The organism is Providencia sp. PROV129 (assembly GCF_028482245.1).
GTDB lineage: Bacteria > Pseudomonadota > Gammaproteobacteria > Enterobacterales > Enterobacteriaceae > Providencia > Providencia vermicola.
The window spans coordinates 133,339-150,001 of sequence record NZ_JAMPQD010000006.1 but is presented as its reverse complement, the minus strand read 5'-3'; the positions used below and the strand labels follow the sequence as shown (position 1 = coordinate 150,001).

At 42.7% G+C, this 16,663-nt stretch carries 13 protein-coding genes and 1 pseudogene; 6 read left to right on the top strand and 8 right to left on the bottom strand.

The window, feature by feature from the left end; translation table 11 throughout:
* The first annotated feature begins 54 nt into the window (after positions 1–54).
* On the top strand, positions 55–1,704 hold the full coding sequence (locus tag PSF27_RS03535) for an alpha-keto acid decarboxylase family protein (RefSeq protein WP_272680874.1): 1,650 nt from the start codon (positions 55–57) through the stop codon (positions 1,702–1,704).
* A 59-nt stretch (positions 1,705–1,763) separates the two neighbouring features.
* On the opposite strand, the gene PSF27_RS03530 is transcribed toward PSF27_RS03535, so the two are convergent.
* Positions 1,764–2,741 (bottom strand): Gfo/Idh/MocA family protein, encoded by a 978-nt coding sequence (locus tag PSF27_RS03530; RefSeq protein ID WP_272680873.1) that lies wholly within the window; start codon positions 2,739–2,741, stop codon positions 1,764–1,766.
* A 78-nt stretch (positions 2,742–2,819) separates the two neighbouring features.
* Positions 2,820–3,746 (bottom strand): LysR family transcriptional regulator, encoded by a 927-nt coding sequence (locus PSF27_RS03525; RefSeq protein ID WP_272680872.1) that lies wholly within the window; start codon positions 3,744–3,746, stop codon positions 2,820–2,822.
* 116 nt (positions 3,747–3,862) lie between these two features.
* Here PSF27_RS03525 and PSF27_RS03520 point away from each other — a divergent pair, with 116 nt between their 5' ends.
* The 5 genes from PSF27_RS03520 to PSF27_RS03500 all read left to right on the top strand — a co-directional run bounded on the left by PSF27_RS03520 (position 3,863) and on the right by PSF27_RS03500 (position 9,001).
* Positions 3,863–4,315, top strand: coding sequence for a DMT family transporter (locus tag PSF27_RS03520; RefSeq protein WP_272573275.1), 453 nt, complete (start codon positions 3,863–3,865; stop codon positions 4,313–4,315).
* A 5-nt stretch (positions 4,316–4,320) separates the two neighbouring features.
* The gene (locus tag PSF27_RS03515) at positions 4,321–4,749 is read left to right on the top strand and encodes a DMT family transporter (protein ID WP_272680871.1); all 429 of its coding nucleotides are present in this window, start codon (positions 4,321–4,323) and stop codon (positions 4,747–4,749) included.
* Between the two features lie 267 nt (positions 4,750–5,016).
* A complete protein-coding gene (locus PSF27_RS03510) occupies positions 5,017–5,745 on the top strand; it encodes an IclR family transcriptional regulator (RefSeq protein ID WP_272680870.1) in 729 nt (242 codons plus the stop codon).
* A 21-nt stretch (positions 5,746–5,766) separates the two neighbouring features.
* Positions 5,767–7,176 carry a YfcC family protein gene (locus PSF27_RS03505; RefSeq protein ID WP_241016834.1) on the top strand — a complete coding sequence of 470 codons (1,410 nt, stop codon included), beginning with the start codon at positions 5,767–5,769 and terminating at the stop codon, positions 7,174–7,176.
* Between the two features lie 4 nt (positions 7,177–7,180).
* Positions 7,181–9,001 carry a CocE/NonD family hydrolase gene (locus PSF27_RS03500; RefSeq protein WP_272573277.1) on the top strand — a complete coding sequence of 607 codons (1,821 nt, stop codon included), beginning with the start codon at positions 7,181–7,183 and terminating at the stop codon, positions 8,999–9,001.
* 73 nt (positions 9,002–9,074) lie between these two features.
* Here PSF27_RS03500 and PSF27_RS03495 read toward each other — a convergent pair whose 3' ends face one another.
* The 6 genes and pseudogenes from PSF27_RS03495 to PSF27_RS03470 all read right to left on the bottom strand — a co-directional run.
* Positions 9,075–10,214 (bottom strand): ABC transporter substrate-binding protein, encoded by a 1,140-nt coding sequence (locus tag PSF27_RS03495; protein WP_272680869.1) that lies wholly within the window; start codon positions 10,212–10,214, stop codon positions 9,075–9,077.
* A gap of 18 nt (positions 10,215–10,232) precedes the next feature.
* Positions 10,233–12,356 (bottom strand): TonB-dependent receptor family protein, encoded by a 2,124-nt coding sequence (locus PSF27_RS03490; RefSeq protein WP_272680868.1) that lies wholly within the window; start codon positions 12,354–12,356, stop codon positions 10,233–10,235.
* A gap of 368 nt (positions 12,357–12,724) precedes the next feature.
* Entirely contained in the window at positions 12,725–13,570 is an 846-nt protein-coding gene (locus PSF27_RS03485; RefSeq protein WP_272680867.1) for a dimethyl sulfoxide reductase anchor subunit family protein, read from the bottom strand.
* 11 nt (positions 13,571–13,581) lie between these two features.
* Positions 13,582–14,124, bottom strand: a complete 543-nt coding sequence (locus PSF27_RS03480; protein ID WP_206084107.1) for a DMSO/selenate family reductase complex B subunit — start codon at positions 14,122–14,124, stop codon at positions 13,582–13,584.
* A gap of 13 nt (positions 14,125–14,137) precedes the next feature.
* Positions 14,138–14,674: a molybdopterin dinucleotide binding domain-containing protein gene (locus tag PSF27_RS03475; RefSeq protein WP_272681000.1), complete on the bottom strand. Its 537-nt coding sequence runs from the start codon at positions 14,672–14,674 to the stop codon at positions 14,138–14,140.
* 345 nt (positions 14,675–15,019) lie between these two features.
* Positions 15,020–16,651: pseudogene (locus PSF27_RS03470) on the bottom strand (molybdopterin-dependent oxidoreductase); the annotation flags it as partial.
* Positions 16,652–16,663 lie beyond the last annotated feature (12 nt).

Sequence of the window (16,663 nt, the reverse complement as noted above, 5' to 3'; positions counted from 1 at the left end):
AAAAATAATGTTAAGCAACATTATAATCTAATGTAATTAATAGGAGTCAATATAATGAACCTGACCGTCATTGAATATGTTTTGAATCGTCTACAAGAAATCGGTATCAACGATATTTTTGGCGTCGCAGGGGATTACGCTTTCCCAATTGAAGACGCCGTGTGTGAAAATAAGTCGATGCGCTGGATTGGTAATTGTAACGAACTCAATGCCTCATATGCAGCCGATGGGTACGCTCGTATAAAGGGTGTCGCTGCACTTTCCACCACCTTTGGAGTTGGGGAGTTAAGCGCTTTAAATGGCATTGCTGGCGCTTATGCTGAACACTTACCTATTTTTCACCTCGTCGGCATGCCTGCCAGTGGTGTACAAAAAAATCATCGATTAGTCCACCACACATTGGGCAATGGTGACTTTAATGTATTTTACCAAATGAGCCAACATTTAAGCTGCGCTCATGCCGTTTTAACGCCTGAAAACTGCATCGCTGAAACTGAACGTTTAATCACAACCGCTTTACAAGAACGCCGCCCTGTCTACTTAGGCATCCCTTCGGACTATGCCATTATGCCCGTTATGGCAGATAAAAATGTGGACAAACCCGCTATTCCTAAAAGTAATAGCGGATCACTGTCTGCGGCAGTAACGGCTATCTTAGAGAAATTGAACGCATCCACTCAAGCCTGTTTTGTCCCAGGGATATTAACCGCACGTTTAGGCCTTGCACAGCAAGTGCAAACACTGATTGATAAAACAGCGTTACCTTACACCACGATGTTTATGGATAAGGGCGTATTGAGCGAATCCAACCCAACTTATATTGGGCTCTATAATGGGCACTTAATGAACCCTAAAGTTGCCGATTTTGTCGAAAGCTGTGACTGTTTAGTCGGAATTGGCGCAGTATTAACTGACTTTAACTCAGGCAGTTTTACCGCAAAAATAAACAGTGAAAACCGTATTAATATTTTGTCAGACCACGTTATTGTCGGCTCTGCTGTTTATCCACAAGTCTATATGAATGATGTGCTTGACCAGTTGAATAAGCTTGCGCCTACGTTAAACCATAAAGTAATCCAAGCCGAAGGGTTAGGTTCCCCCCTCCTAAATGAACAAGATAAAATTACAGCCGAATATCTTTATCCTCGTCTCGAAAGCCTGTTCCGTGAAGACGATATCATTATTGCCGAAACAGGGACTGCATCAATGGGCTTAGGCTTTGCTTTGCTACCCAAAAATGCCCAGTTCCATAACCAAACCTTATGGGGATCGATTGGTTGGGCGACACCTGCCGCTTTTGGTGCTGCGATTGCCGAGCCCAATCGCCGTATCATTCTGGTCACTGGTGAGGGATCACACCAGCTTACCGCGCAAGAAATCAGTCAATTTGCCCGCTTTAATTTAAAACCGATAATTTTTGTGCTTAATAATGATGGCTATTTAATCGAAAGGTTACTTTGTAAAGATCCTGAGGCCTATTACAACGATTTGCCACAATGGAATTATGCGCAGTTGCCCCATGCATTAGGTTGCGAAGATTGGTATTGCCAACGCGTCAACAGCTGTCATGAACTCGATGCTGCGATTAATACGGCACAATCTTCTGATCATGCGGCTTATATTGAAGTGGTGATGGACAGGTATGCATCTTCTGAATTAGCGAGAAAATTGGGTGAGTCCGTCAGTTCATTATATTCATTTTAAACATACTGGAATTGGCAGCGTGTTTCTCTTATCACCAAGCTGCCAATTTATTGTGCCCATTACTCAAATATCAAGCCCACATTTTCCCGTGCTTCGGTGAGAACTTTAGACACACTTAATGCTAATGCCAGTAATTCATCACTTTGCTGGCGTTTTTGTGACGCAACCTGATCGCGAAAATAAGCAAATTCATAAATCATATGGTTAATGGACTCATCGCGGATCACTGTTGAGGTTTCACCCTCGATGCACACCTCTACTTTTTGGCAAAGGCTTGGGGCGCCCTGCACTTGGATGTATCCTTTTGTACCTTGGATGATGAAAAAACCAGGGCTGGCTGAGTCTTTTGCCCCCACGCAAGACGCTGTTGCAGTCGTATACTGCGCCGTGAATATCCCTGACGTATCAATGCCATTAAACCCTCTGTTACATATATACCGGCTGTTATCAGGTTTACCCATTAATGCAACCAATAAATAAATGTTATAGAGGTTAATGTCATATAACGCCCCACCCGCTTGTTTTGGGTCAAATGCCCCATGAACATGCCCTTGCAGGTAATCATTATAACGGCTTGAATATTGCGAATAGTTACCTTGAATGGCTTTTATTTCACCAATTTTACCCATATTTTGTTTGATAATTGCAAATTCTGGTGTATGAATTGAAGTGATCGCTTCGAATAAGAAAAGATTTCGTTTCTGGGATAATAAAATTAATTCTTGCAGCTGTTCCCAGTGCGGCGTAAACGGTTTTTCGCAAATCACGTGTTTATTGGCCATCAGTGCTTGCTCAGTATACTGGTAATGCAAATGATTCGGCAGCCCAATATATACTGTGTCAACTTCCTCATCCTGCAATAACACTTGGTAATCCGTATAAAGTTTCGCAATACCAAATTGCTGACAAAGCACTTTACCTTTTTCTTCACTTTCGGGCCTAACGCACAATGCAACTAATTCAATCTCTTGCATTGTTTTTAATGCATCGAGCGCCATCATAATTATTTTGCCTGAACCAATGAGTGCAAGTTTCATTTACGTTACCTGTCGCGAATAAAATCAGTTTTAATTTGTTCATTAATAACAAGACATGAGCAGACAATCAATGAATACTCACCTTTTATCAGCCTTACTTTTGATTCGTTGCGGGTATTCACTGCCCACTGCAAACTGTGTATATAAAAAATCAATAAACACTTTTATTTTACGGGGTAAATATTCTTTTTCTGGATAGACTACGTAAATATTATGATCAGGCAATTGATAATTCGTTAGTAATGGAATTAACGTATCATCCCCCTCTATCACTGTAATAAAATGCGGTAATAACGCGATGCCGATATCGGCTTTAACGGCTTGAATTAAGGCTTGGCTATTATTAACCCGCAATGAACCTTTCGGTACATGGCTAAATTTTTTCCCTTTTTGATAAAAAACCCACTCTTGCCCTGCTTGATAAAACGAATATGACAAGCAATTGTGTTCACGTAAATCCGCCACTTTAGTTGGTGTGCCAAACCGAGCTAAATAACCTTTTGAGGCATATAAGCCACTGGTGCAAGGGAATAATTTACGCGCTACAAGGGAGGAGTCAGGGAGTTCACCGATACGTACAGCGATATCGTACCCATCAGTAATCAAATCCGTCACTTTGTCATCAAAAAACAATTCAACATTAAGTTCAGGGTATAGCTGCATAAAGGTAGGAAGCATTTTAGCAAGGTGCAATGTGCCAAATGACATCGGTGCAGAAATTCGCAATGTCCCTGCAATTTTGTCACTAAATTGGGATGCGACATCTTTCGCCATCATTGCCAACTGATATGACTGGCGAATATAGCCTATATAAGCCTCCCCCGCCTCGGTTAAACTCACGGTTCGGGTGGTGCGATGAAACAATTTAACCCCTAACGTATCTTCAACCTCTTTGAGAGCCTTGCTGATCCCTGACTTGGTCATATTCAACGACTTTGCTGCTTTTGTCAGGCTTAAAGCATCCGCTACCGCAATCAAAATAGGAAATGCGCTCATATTATCCATTGATCAATCCACTTATTGTCAACCAAAAGCAAACAGTGTGTTTTCTTGATGCAAAACTAAAAACAGAATACCTTATCACCCTCGAAATACAAATTGATTTTATAAGATTCATCATCATGAATAATAAGTATATTTTATCATTAATGGCGCTGACATCAGGTGTCTTATTATCATTAATGATTATGGCAAACAGCTATTTATCGCTTTTTACCACACCGCTAACCGCTTCTTGGCTAACCCATGCGATTGGCTCAATATTTTCATTGATTATTTATCTGTTTTACGTAAAAAAACAGAAAAACAAAGCCTCCACGACTCGAGGTAAATTACTTTGGTATCTCGGAGGGATCCCAGGGGGTTTTACGGTACTGCTCGCCGCAATCACAGTAAATAGCCCACTTTCGTTATCTGGCAGTATTATCTTGATGATCACTGGGCAAATATTATTCAGCTTGTTAGTCGATGCTTTTGGCTGGTTTGGCGTAACAAAGCGCAGGATCACCCATAACGATATTCTGATGTGTGTCTTACTAATCAGTGGCAGTAGCTTGTTAATTATCGGGAAATAATAAAAATGACACTCTATATTTTTATCGCATTATTCAATGGGGTATGCATCGTGATGAGTCGAACACTCAACGGAAAACTCGCTCAGCAACGCAACGCATTTTACAGTGCCTTAATTAATCATTTAATTGGTTTTTTATTCTTAACTATCATTGTATTAGTCCTAAACCAATATCAATTTAACCTTACTGAAATTCCGTTAATTGCCTTTGTTGGAGGAATAATTGGCGCATTTTTTGTCGTCATCAATAGCTATGTTTTGCCATTGTTAGGGGTGATGTTAACGTCTGTATTCGTTATTTGTGGCCAAATGATATCAAGCTTAGTGATAGATACGGTTAATGGAATACAAAACCAAAATGCCTATTTGCAATTAATCGGGGTCGCTTTGATTATCGTGGGTGTTATGATCAATTTTACTAGGCAAACCAGATAATTGATATTTCGGGGCTATTTTGGCATCAATCATATTTTATTTGAGCGAATCGCCCTTAAATCACCTAAGTGTTTAAAATTAAAATAACCATTTGTTTTATTTAAAAATAAATAGCTATCCTTCCTAATTTTCTCGTATCTTCTATTTTAAAAACCCTAACTCACCTCACAATTTATTAACAACTCTCTTGAATCATTTTTTGTTATTCCCCATGCTAATTTTATTAAATAAACCAGTGGTTTACTGTACAAACCGATCGAGGTTGGCATGAAAGACAATATTGTGACGGCTGTTGATGACGCCCTTTTGCTCCTAATGTTATTAGGTGAGAAGGATAACCTTGGACTAAGCGAACTCTCCCGTTTATCGGGAATGAATAAATCGAAGGTTTACCGCTTGCTCTGCACTTTAGAAAACCGCCATTTCGTACAAAAAAATGATAACCCCGTTACTTATCATTTAGGCCATCAATTGTTAAGTTTAGGGAATTGTGCACGTCAACAAATTGACTACATCCAAGTGGCTGACATTGAAGCAGAACGGCTGCGCCAACGCTTCGATGAAAACATTCAATTGCGTATACGTGATAACGATGACGTCCTTCAAGTTTTACATAAGCCTTCAGGACAATCACTTCAAGTCCGTAGTGAAGCAGGCAACCGTCGTGCCCTCGGCTCTGGTGCATCAGGAAGAGTCTTACTTGCCTATTCACCTTTAGATGTGCAATCCCATTTTACCGAGAAAACCCCCTCTCTTATCCAAACATTGGCAGATATACATACTCGAGGCTTCGCCATTACGCGCGGGGAATTAACAGCAGGAATTGGTGCAATCGCTGCGCCAATTTTTACGCAAAATGGGGATTGCATTGCAGCACTCAGTATCAGCCTCCCGCTTAGCCGTTTTTCTGATGACAAAGAAAAAGAAATGACGGAGCAACTTCTTCAGTCTGCTCTACGTATCTCGAGGCAACTCGGTTATATCCCTAATAATTAATACAATAAAAGAGACTACACCATGCAACCAACACAAACCCTCAAGCAGAATGCATCGCCAGGTTGGCAGATGAACCCCGTTTTAGTCATGTTAACCATTGTGATTATTGCCTTTTTAATGACCTATTTTGTTGAGTCTGGGCAATATGAACGCGATGGCAAAAAAGTCATTCCTGACTCTTATCAGACAATTTCCAAAGAAGTGAACTTTGGGCAAGTCTTAGGAACCGAAAAACCCGCTGAAAATGAAGCGGCTCCCGTCAGTTTAATTCAACTATTTAAAGCCATCCCAGAAGGAATTATTAAGCAATCCCCTCTTATTTATATGGTGCTATTTATTGGTGGAATGTTTGGGATCCTGAATAAAACGGGGGCTATCGAGTCAGGGCTTGGAAGGCTATTGCATGTCACTCGGGGGAATATTTACTTATTAATTCCTTTTTTAATGATTGTTTTCTCGATGGGAAGTACCTTTATGGGATTAGCCAAAGAGTACCTTTTGGTGATCCCGATGGTCATTGCCCTGATGAAACGTGTTGGGCTTAATGAGCTTATCGGCCTCGCAATTGTTGCTATCGCCGTTAAAGTTGGTTACCTCGCGTCAATTACTAACCCTTATGCATTATCGATTGCTCAGCCACTGGTGGGACTACCTGTATTCAGCGGTTTAAGCATGCGTGTTGCCGCCTACTTTATTTTTATCAGTTTAGGGATTTTGTTTGTCTTTTACAGTATCCGTAAAACGACATTAACTCGCTATGTTGTTGAAGAAAATAGCCAGTCAAGCGCGCTGACAGGCCGCCATAAGTTAATGTTAATTATTTTAGCCATTGGCGTGGCTTTTTTAGTCTATGCATCTAATCGCTGGCACTGGAAGAATAATGATTTATCCGCTTATTATTTGTTTCTAAGCGTCGTTTTAACTTTTTGCAGTGGCCTAACGGCTAGCGCAGCAGCGGATGCTTTCGTTAGCGGGATGAAAAAAGTACTGATTGCTGGCGTGCTTATTGGGCTCGCAACGGCGGTTGAAATTATTCTTTCCCAAGGCAAAATTCTGGATACGATAATTCACCAACTGGTTGGCTTAGTGGGTAACCATGGGGCTTATGTTTCCTCATACAGTATGTTTATTTCTCAATTATTATTAGATGTCGCTATCCCATCCACCTCAGGGCAAGCCGCTGTCACTATGCCAATATTAGGCCCCGTAGGTGAAATTTCAGGTGTTTCCCCGCAAACGACTGTTTTTGCTTTTTTAATGGGGAATGGGCTGACCAATATGATCACGCCAACGTCCAGCGGATTACTGATCTTTTTAGCGACCGCAGGTGTCAGTTGGACCACATGGGCAAAATATATTTTCCCACTTTTTTTAATTTTTATGGCTGTCGGTATTGGCTTACTAACCATCGCAGTCAGCATAGGATATTAACTATATGGATATGAAGAATTTCCGCATCGTTATGCGTGATGGTGTAACCCTATCAACGGATGTCTATTTCCCGCAAGACGCTGATGATTTCCCTTACCCCGTAATTATCGAGCGCACACCTTATGACAAAAAAGCCCCTTCTCGTTCTGAAAAAACGGTCACTGGGCACCAGATAACGCGTCAGGAGATGGCGCGTTGTTTCACCCATGCAGGTTTTATTGTTATTTATCAAGACTGTCGTGGCCGTTATGAGTCCGAAGGTAAATTCACCAAATATATTAATGAGGCAGAAGATGGTTTCGATACACTACAATGGATTATGGCACAGCCTTGGTGTAACGGAAAAATCGGCTCTATGGGGCTTTCTTATGCAGCCCATACACAATTAGCCATGGCCTGTTTGAATCCACCAGGCTTATCTACCATGGTGCTCGATTCAGGGGGCTTTGCCAATGCATTTCAATGCGGTATTCGTCAAGGGGGAGCCTTTGAGCTCAAACAAGCCACTTGGGCGTATAAACAAGCAAAACTAAGCCCACTCGCTCAACAATCCTCCACGGTTTCAACGGCTTTAGCACAAGAAAATATTCATGATTGGTTTGCGGCTATGCCATGGCACCAAGGGCACACATTACTAAAACATGTGCCTGAATATGAATCTTATTTGTTCGAGCAATGGGAAGAAGAGTGTTTTACCGATTATTGGAAAAAAATAGGCATCTACGCTGAGGGCTACTACGACCAAATCCCCGATATCCCCGTGTTATTTATGTCCAGTTGGTATGATGCTTATGTTAGCTCGACATTAGATAACTACCGCGCATTCACCACAACAAAGCAATCACCACAAAAATTAATCATGGGCCCTTGGCTACATGGGGACCGAAATATTACCCATAGTGGTAATGCTGAATTTGGTGAAGTTGCCGCTTTTGATCACAATGTCAGTGAAGATTGGTTAGCCTGCCGCTTAGTTTGGTTCAACACGCATTTAAAAGGTCTTAACCCACCAAAGCCTCAGCAAGACATTACTTTTTTTATGATGGGTGGCGGTAGTGGTAAACGTAATTCTGAGGGGCGTTTAGAACATGGTGGTGAGTGGCTTCACCACCAACAATGGCCATTACCCAATGTTGAAAAAACACCTTTTTTCCTTTGGGGAAATCAATCTCTTCAGCGTGAAGAGTGCCCCAAGCAAACAACAATATCCTATTGCTATGATCCTAAGTACCCTGTTCCAACCATCGGCGGCGCTTTAACATCAGGCCAACCTATCTTTTGGGGAGGAGCATTCGATCAACGTGAACTGCCTGATTTTTTTGGCAGCCAACAAAATAACCTGCCGCTTTCCGCTCGCCCTGATGTTTTAGTTTTTGAAACCGACATTTTACAAGACGATATTTGTTTGGCTGGTGATATTGAAGTGTCTTTATGGATCAGCAGTGATGCCTTAGATACGGATTTTACAGCTAAATTAATTGACGTTTATCCACCCAATGAAGATTACCCGCAAGGTTATGCCATGAATATTACCGATGGTATTTTCCGCTGCCGTTTTCATCAGGGCTATGAGCAAAAAACCTTGTTAAACCCTAATGAAGTGGTTGAAATTAAAATCAAACCGTTTGCTTGCGCTAACCGTTTTGTGAAAGGGCACCGTATTCGGTTAGATATTTCCAGTAGTAATTTCCCCAAATACGATTTCAACACCAATACAGGTGAAACTATCGCAGGGGATAGAACATGGAAAGTGGCACATAACAGTATTCATATTTCAAAGAGATACCCATCGAAGGTCGTATTACCCATCGTTAAGAAAACGTAATCACTTCCGATAGGTACGATTAAGATATTGGCCTGCTTTAGTAATCAAGCAGGCCAATGAAGAAGCCATGTTTTTACTGTGCTTTAACCCAGAACACACCATCGCCCTCTAATGCCGTGAAGGTTTTGTGCAGATAATCGCTATCCGCTTGTGGGTCAAGTTCGGCAAATAAATTGGGGTGAAGAAACTTCGCTATCGCCTCCACCGCAATAATATTAAACGGAGTGTCATAATATTGCTGGTATAACGCTAAAACCTGCTTGTTTTGATATGCCGCTAATGAGCGCAGTTTAGGGCGTTCCATCAGCTTGATTAGCCTAGCCTGCGATTTGGCTTTATCGCCTGTATACCCTAAAGGCACTGAAGCGCTACCTTTACGTGTGCTATCCCAATCCGCGGCGGTCATTAAATAATAGTCAGGATTACTGTGAATTAACTGCTCTTCGTTAATTTCACCGCCCATTCCAATACTGAACCACTGTGAACCGAGATTATTTCCCCCTGCCGTTTCAACAAACTCACCAAAATTGCCATTGCCAAAGGTTTTGCAACAGTAATCTTCACCTGAAATCCCTGCAGCCCTTTCAATAAACACACTTGGGCGCTGGCTTTTATCAAGTGTTGCCACTTTACTGCGGATCAAATCCAACCTTTGTTGATAAAACTGGTTAAATGCCTCCGCTTGTTGTGGTTCACCGAACACTTGGCCTAATAATGCCATACTCGGCATGGTATTTTTCAGCGGGTATTGCCGAAAATCGATGAAAATGACGGGTAAACCGCTTTTTTCCAGTAAAGATAGCGTGCCACTTTCCGTCAACTTGCTTTTCAAACCGATATCAAAAATCAGTAAATCAGGTTGAGCGACCAAGGCCTTTTCAACACTAAAGTCGGTTGTGTAAGGATTTGGGAAAATAGGAATTTTGCTTAGTTCAGGAAACTTTTTACTGTACGCTGCGCTTAAGTCGGGCGCTTTTTTGATAAGCGCATCATCCCACGCAATAATGCCTTTTAATGGGCTTTGTGGGTGCAAGATATTCAATGCCACCAGCACACGGCTATCCGCCAGCATCACCCGTGAAACAGGTGCATTAACGGTAACTTCGCGCCCCGCGATATCGGTCACTGTCATCGGTGCAGCGAAACTCGTCGCCGCACTGAACAGACTCAAGAACCCAAATAAGCAATACTTATTGATAAATCGACCTATCATTATCCTGCCTTATCTTAACTAAAATTTCACTGATGCTTGAACATAGTATGTTCTTGGCTGCCCAACGTAGATCCCATAGTTGTTATCTGTCGAGCGCGTAAAATAGGTTTGATCAAATAAGTTTTTAATACCAGCCGATAATGTTAAATCAGACAAACTTTTACCAAAGTGGTATTCCCCACGCGCATCCCACACCATATAGCCAGGTATTGTGCCATATCGGCCATCTGCACTTGGTTCGGTCACATAATGACTTGTTGTCCCTGGTGATTCCTGAGTTGATTGCGCATAGGTATTTAGGTTCCACACCCAATTGCCTGTTTCATAACGGCTACCTGCGGTGATCACTTGACGTGAATAGAACGGTAAGTCTTTATGGGCAAAATCCCCTTTCTTACTGACTGCTTTAGTATAGGTATAAGTGCTATACACGCTCACACCATCAAGAACATCGGTGAGATCCGCTAAATTGTACCTTGCCGCTAGCTCAACACCTTGGTGCGTCGTCGCGCCTAAATTAGTCCAACCAGTTGTATTTTCGACATAAAGAAGCTGGTCGTCGAAATCGATATAGAATAAAGTCGCTTCTAAAGAGAGCGCTGTATTGTCGTATTTCGTGCCCACTTCATAGTTATGGGCTTTTTCTGCACTTAACCCGTTAGCTGGTGAATTGCCAACCCCTTTTGTATTCAATTGGAAGTACTGCAAACTCCCAAATGAAGTGCTGGCATTAGCAAATAATTTCCACTCATCATCAATATGGTAAATCACCGCCAATGCAGGAAGTGGCTCGCTGTAACGCTTACTGCGATTTTGATTTTTAAAACTGTCGTTTAAGTGAATATTGATGTTTTCGTAGCGAATACCCGGAATGATAGTCCAGTTGCCGACATCAATGGTGTCATCAAGGTAAATCGCATGCGCTTCCGTTCCGCCCGAGGTGTGTTGGTAGTAGTCATTGGTACTTGGGCGTGTGTTTTGTGTGCCAGCTTGGTACCAATTTGAGCGATAGGCTTTTTCATCAGCGGTTTCATTTAAATAACGGTAGCCCACAGTCACTTCATGGGACATATTATTGAAACGAAACAATTGTGAATAACTTGGCTCAATGGCATACGCGGTATAGTGACGCGGGTAAGAAACCAAACGTCTCTCGTTGGCTTTGTCTTTATTGTCACTTTCAATATAGCTACCACGGTAGCTTTTGCTAAACCACGTCATTAATTCGAATTGCTTGTCATCTTCTTCATGTTTATATTTCAATGACATATCTTGGCGATTCCCTTCAAAACGGTCATAAGGCCGCGTTGATTGGAATGGGTCTGCATTATATTGAGCTTGGGTTAACCCGCCTGGCATTCCAGACATCGCGTGATAATAGTGAAAATTCGCTAATAGCTCGTCGTTATCCGTGATGGCATAACGGGTTTTCAACATAAAATCATCAATATCCGTATTATCATTACTTTTGCGATAACCCTGCCCGTGTAAACCCGAATATAGGATCATGGCACCCGCTGAATCATCAGCTTTAGAGCCACCTAATGAGGCATCCACTAAGGTCTTTAACCCACCTGTTTTCGCCCCTTGGGTTTGTACCGCTACCCCGCCACCAAACTCCTTTGGAATTGGCTTGGTCACAAAGTTAATCACTCCACCTACGTTTTGTGGCCCATAACGTACAGATGCCCCACCACGGATAACATCGATGGATTCAATACTGCCTAACGAGAGTGGTGACATGGAAAGTTGTGGCTGACCATAAGGTGCTGCCGCCAACGGCATCCCATCAAGCAAAATCGTTGAACGTGGCGATAAACGTGAGGTTAAACCGCGCACCCCCACGTTTAAGGAAACATCACTTCCCCCAGTTCCATTACTTTCACGCACTTGAACACCAGGGATACCTTTTAGTGCATCCGCTATGGTTTCACTGCCCGTTTCTTTAATTTGTTGCTGTGTTTTAACGGTTCGTGCACCGGGATGGTTAAATACCACTTCGCTGTCTTCGGTATTTTCGAGCCAGTTACCCGTGACGGTAATTTGGTCATTTTTAGCGTTATCAGCCGCAAAAGCATAGTGAGAAATCAATGAAGCAGAAATTGCCAATGGCAAAAGTAGTTTGCGAGTTTTCAAGTTCATAAAAGGCGAGTTAAGAAAGAAGATTAAGATCAATAATGATAATTATAATCATTAGTAATAATCAACCATATTTACTCTTTTTTTATAACAAAAACATCTAACTAATTAAATTATTAGTTATTATTTTTTTTAGGCTAAAAAAAAGACAAATAAAAATCCGAAGGGGTTACCTTCGGATTTCAGACTGCTGACAAACCAATTAGGTTTGGCTGCAGGTTGGATAGGTTTTGAAAATAAATTAGGAAAATCAATTTATTGATTTTCGGCTGATAACACAAAGCAGGAAAAACCACGCTTTTATCCTGCTTTGTCAACAACCTCCATCCGAAGGGGTTACCTTCGGATTTCAAATAACTCAAGAGTTAAAATTAACCTCCGAGAGAGAAAAATACGACGCGCCCCACAGCTTCACTAGCAAAAATACATAGCACAGCAAATGACATGACTAATGTTGCATTCGTTGATTGGCTTGATTTTTGGCACAACAAACGACCAACAAACAGAACGCCTACTGCGATTAACGCCACACGGGCAATACTCAGGCTAAGTAATCCTTCAGGCAATTCACGCGGGGTCATGCCCATATAAATTGGCTCACCGATATTGCTCAGTAATGACAATGCACCGAGTAACATCAATAATATCCCCACTACACCCACACCTAATGAAGCTTTTACCACTCGCTTAAGTTGATCCTCTTTACCCAAAGAACGCAGGCCACCCACTAGCAATGAAGCCGCAATCACACCGCCAACCAATAACACTGCCCCAAAGAAACTGGCGTAAGTAAATAAACCACCCCACAAGTTAAAGAGCGTGTTTGCGTACAGCGCCGACATGGCATACATATACACCAAGCCCGCGATAGCGCTGAGAACTAATAATGCACTATTCGCTTTATTTTTGAGTAATAACAAGGCTGTGCTCAAAAATAACAATGCCATGTAAATCGCGGTTGCCCATACTTCACGGCTCATCCAAGAACTAGAAATATGGACCATGGTGTAAAACATGTGTAATGGATTACCCATATGAAACAATGAGCCCAATAACCCTACGCACCCTAAAACAAAACTCGCAACTACGGGCTTTTTAATAAGTTGCTTTTTTTCATTTCCTTCGAGGATACGACAATAGCACAGCAACGAAACAACCAAGCAGCCTACTGATGCTTGCATAAATAAGGTGAAAATCACCAATGGAAATTCATGCATGATAATTCTCCTTATCCTTTCGTGCCAACAACAAGGTTGGGTTTGGTGATGCTTGAACTTGGCAGGCCATCAATATCCGCATTGGTCCCGTATTTTTTGCGCAGTTCGCTTATCAAGCCAAACTCTATTGCACGCATTGGGCAAGAATCGACACACATTGGGTTCCCCCCCTGCTCGCGTAAATCAATACAGGTATCACACTTGGTCATCATGCCGATGCTGGCATCAAATTGTGGGGCTTCATACGGGCAAGCCCATGTACAATAACGGCAACCGACACATTTATCGTGGTCAACCAAAACAACGCCATCTTCTTCACGTTTGTGCATAGCCGTTGTTGGACAGTGGCTAACACATTGCGGGTCATCACAATGATTACACGCAATAGATAAATGCCAACGATGTGGGCGGGGATATTCACCCACTTCGATATCGTACACACGGCGAAAATTACGCCCAACCTCAAGGTCATTTTTATCTTTACATGCCACAACACAGGTTTTACAACCAATACAGGTGGCAACATTGATATAAAATCCGACTTGTTTATCCATTATTCATTGCCCCTTAAAAAATAATACGCTGTGGAATTGCAACATCAGGGACTAACTGGTCACCATCCCATTTTTCGATGTTACATAACATGGTATTCCACCCTGATGTTCCTAACCCTGTTGGGACTTGGATCGTCAGCGTATTATCTGCACCAGCCATATCTATCCCTGTTTTTTCATCCACATCCGTCCAGCTACCATGAGGTAATGCAACTACCCCTGGTTTCATGGTTTGCGTGACTAGCGCTGGGCGGACAATTTTTCCGTGAGGGCTGCTAACCAATACCGTTTCGCCATGCTTAATTCCTAAACGTTTAGCATCAGAGGCATTGATATAGATCGGACTTGGCCACTGCTCACGTAGCCACGGCACATTATCTAACGTACTGTGTGAACGACGTAAATAGTGTGGGTTATAAATTTGGAATGGATAATCCCCCTTCTCTTTTTTGGCAAAGTCTTTAAAACTCGCCTCATAACCGCTAGCTGAAGGAATATATTCAGGAATTGGCGGTAATTTCGTCCAACCACATTCATCGGCTTTTTCCACCAATGTTTGGCAATAAATTTCAAACTTACCACTCGGTGTTGGGCGAGGATTCGCTTGCGGGTCACGAATAAAATCTTCGTAAGCAATGTAACCGTAATTATCTTCTTGCGTGCGCTGCACTTGATATTTACCAACAGTTAGGAACTCATTTAACGTTAAACGACCTTGCTGTGGTTTCCCTGTGACTTGCCATTCATCGATATCTGCTTGGGTAATCGTGAGCAGAGGCTCTTTAGTCTGACCATCTTCCCCGATAATGGTTGCCCCATTAAGTTTATTGAAAAACTGTTGTTTTTCTGAAACAGGGAAGACTTCATCCACATTGATCCCAAGGCGTTTGCCCAGTTCTTTGGCAATCCATTGATCACTTTTTGCCTCATAAAGTGGCGGGGTCACATTCACGGCGGCAATAATAACTTCACGGTTACTTGGGTTTAAAATCGTCCCTTCGCGCTCCCATTCTGTGGTAACAGGCAAGACGATATCAGAGTATTTCGCGCAGGTATGTGGCACATAAGCTGCTGTTACCACGAGTTCGACATCTTTTCGATAGGCTTCAATACTTTGAGTAATATTTGCACGCGTCTGCAATGTCGCATTGAATGGGTGAATGATCATTTGAATATTCGCATCCACATCTCCCACTCCGCGCTGGCGGAATTTTTTCTCCAGCAATGCACGATTGAGTTCATTATGGTTGATTTTCAAACTCACAGGGTTGGGGATGGATGGTAAACCACTTGCGCCTGCCATCACTAAGCGTGTGCCGTTATTTCCCGCAGCAAAATGACAACTCACCCCCGTCATACGCCCTGGGCGCCCCATATGTCCCGTCATAAAGCCCAATGTTGAGAATGCTTGAACCCAGCCCTCTCCATTATGGATACGTGCAGGTGCCCAGCCCGTCAGTAAAGCAACGCGGTTTGTCCCCCCGATTTCACGGGCTAATGTTCGAATATCTGTCACTGATAACCCACAAATATTCGCTGCCCACTCAGGGGTTTTTGGTTCACCTGAATAAGTGCCTAATAAATAATCTTTAAAATTACCTTTTGGATCTGCACCTGCGGGCATGTTTTTTTCATCAAAGCCCACAGTACAACGGCGTAAAAATTCCCAATCAATTAATGGGTTTTCTGGACTATCCATTTCTAACAGTGCATACATGATACCCAATGCAAGTGCATGGTCGGTGCCAGGGTTGATGGGATACTAATCCGCATCCATTAGTTCAGCCGTCGTGGTATAGCTTGGGTCGATGCTGATAAAACGTGCACCTGCTTTTTTAGCTTGATAATAGTTATAGGTTGGGCTTCCAGGGCTACTCCATGCAGGATTCGCCCCCCACATAACAATGAGCTGCGAGTTGCGCATATCAAAGCGGTCATTGGTACCAAAAGTATAAAAGCCTTCCAATAAACCGAGGTGAGCAGGCGTTTCAAACCAAGCGCCCCATGAGGTAGTTCCCCAATCCCCAACAAAACCACCTGCTTTGGCGTACACATTTTGGATATCAACACCGTTTCCACCCGTGATCCAAATCGATTCCTTGCCATATTTTTCTTTAATACGTTTCGATTCTGAGGCGACAATATCAAGGGCTTCATCCCAACTGATACGCACCCATTGGTCACGTCCACGCAAGCTTTTATCACCGCCACCTGGTGCCCAGCCTTTACGTTTCATTGGGTATTTTAAGCGATCAGCACCAAAAACCTGCTTACGCTGAGAACGCCCACGCAAACAGCCTCGTTGCTGTGGAAAATCGGGGGAGTCAGCAACCACATCATCCGTTTTTTGCCTCACGACCACACCATCTACCACCAGCGCTTTATTCACACAACGCCCGCCACAGTTATGCCAGCACGCAACGGGCTTCCATTTCCCTTTGGTGATAGTATCCGTCGCTTGTACAATCGCTTTTTCTTCCTCTGGTGTGGATGCGTAAAGCCGTTTACTCAGCGGTAATGTGGCCATTACCGATGCTGC

Bases quoted from the DNA above. Each gene is read 5' to 3' on its own strand.
- PSF27_RS03535 (WP_272680874.1), top strand. From the start codon at position 55: ATGAACCTGACCGTCATTGAATATGTTTTGAATCGTCTACAAGAAATC.
- PSF27_RS03530 (WP_272680873.1), bottom strand. From the start codon at position 2,741: ATGAAACTTGCACTCATTGGTTCAGGCAAAATAATTATGATGGCGCTC.
- PSF27_RS03525 (WP_272680872.1), bottom strand. From the start codon at position 3,746: ATGGATAATATGAGCGCATTTCCTATTTTGATTGCGGTAGCGGATGCT.
- PSF27_RS03520 (WP_272573275.1), top strand. From the start codon at position 3,863: ATGAATAATAAGTATATTTTATCATTAATGGCGCTGACATCAGGTGTC.
- PSF27_RS03515 (WP_272680871.1), top strand. From the start codon at position 4,321: ATGACACTCTATATTTTTATCGCATTATTCAATGGGGTATGCATCGTG.
- PSF27_RS03510 (WP_272680870.1), top strand. From the start codon at position 5,017: ATGAAAGACAATATTGTGACGGCTGTTGATGACGCCCTTTTGCTCCTA.
- PSF27_RS03505 (WP_241016834.1), top strand. From the start codon at position 5,767: ATGCAACCAACACAAACCCTCAAGCAGAATGCATCGCCAGGTTGGCAG.
- PSF27_RS03500 (WP_272573277.1), top strand. From the start codon at position 7,181: ATGGATATGAAGAATTTCCGCATCGTTATGCGTGATGGTGTAACCCTA.
- PSF27_RS03495 (WP_272680869.1), bottom strand. From the start codon at position 10,214: ATGATAGGTCGATTTATCAATAAGTATTGCTTATTTGGGTTCTTGAGT.
- PSF27_RS03490 (WP_272680868.1), bottom strand. From the start codon at position 12,356: ATGAACTTGAAAACTCGCAAACTACTTTTGCCATTGGCAATTTCTGCT.
- PSF27_RS03485 (WP_272680867.1), bottom strand. From the start codon at position 13,570: ATGCATGAATTTCCATTGGTGATTTTCACCTTATTTATGCAAGCATCA.
- PSF27_RS03480 (WP_206084107.1), bottom strand. From the start codon at position 14,124: ATGGATAAACAAGTCGGATTTTATATCAATGTTGCCACCTGTATTGGT.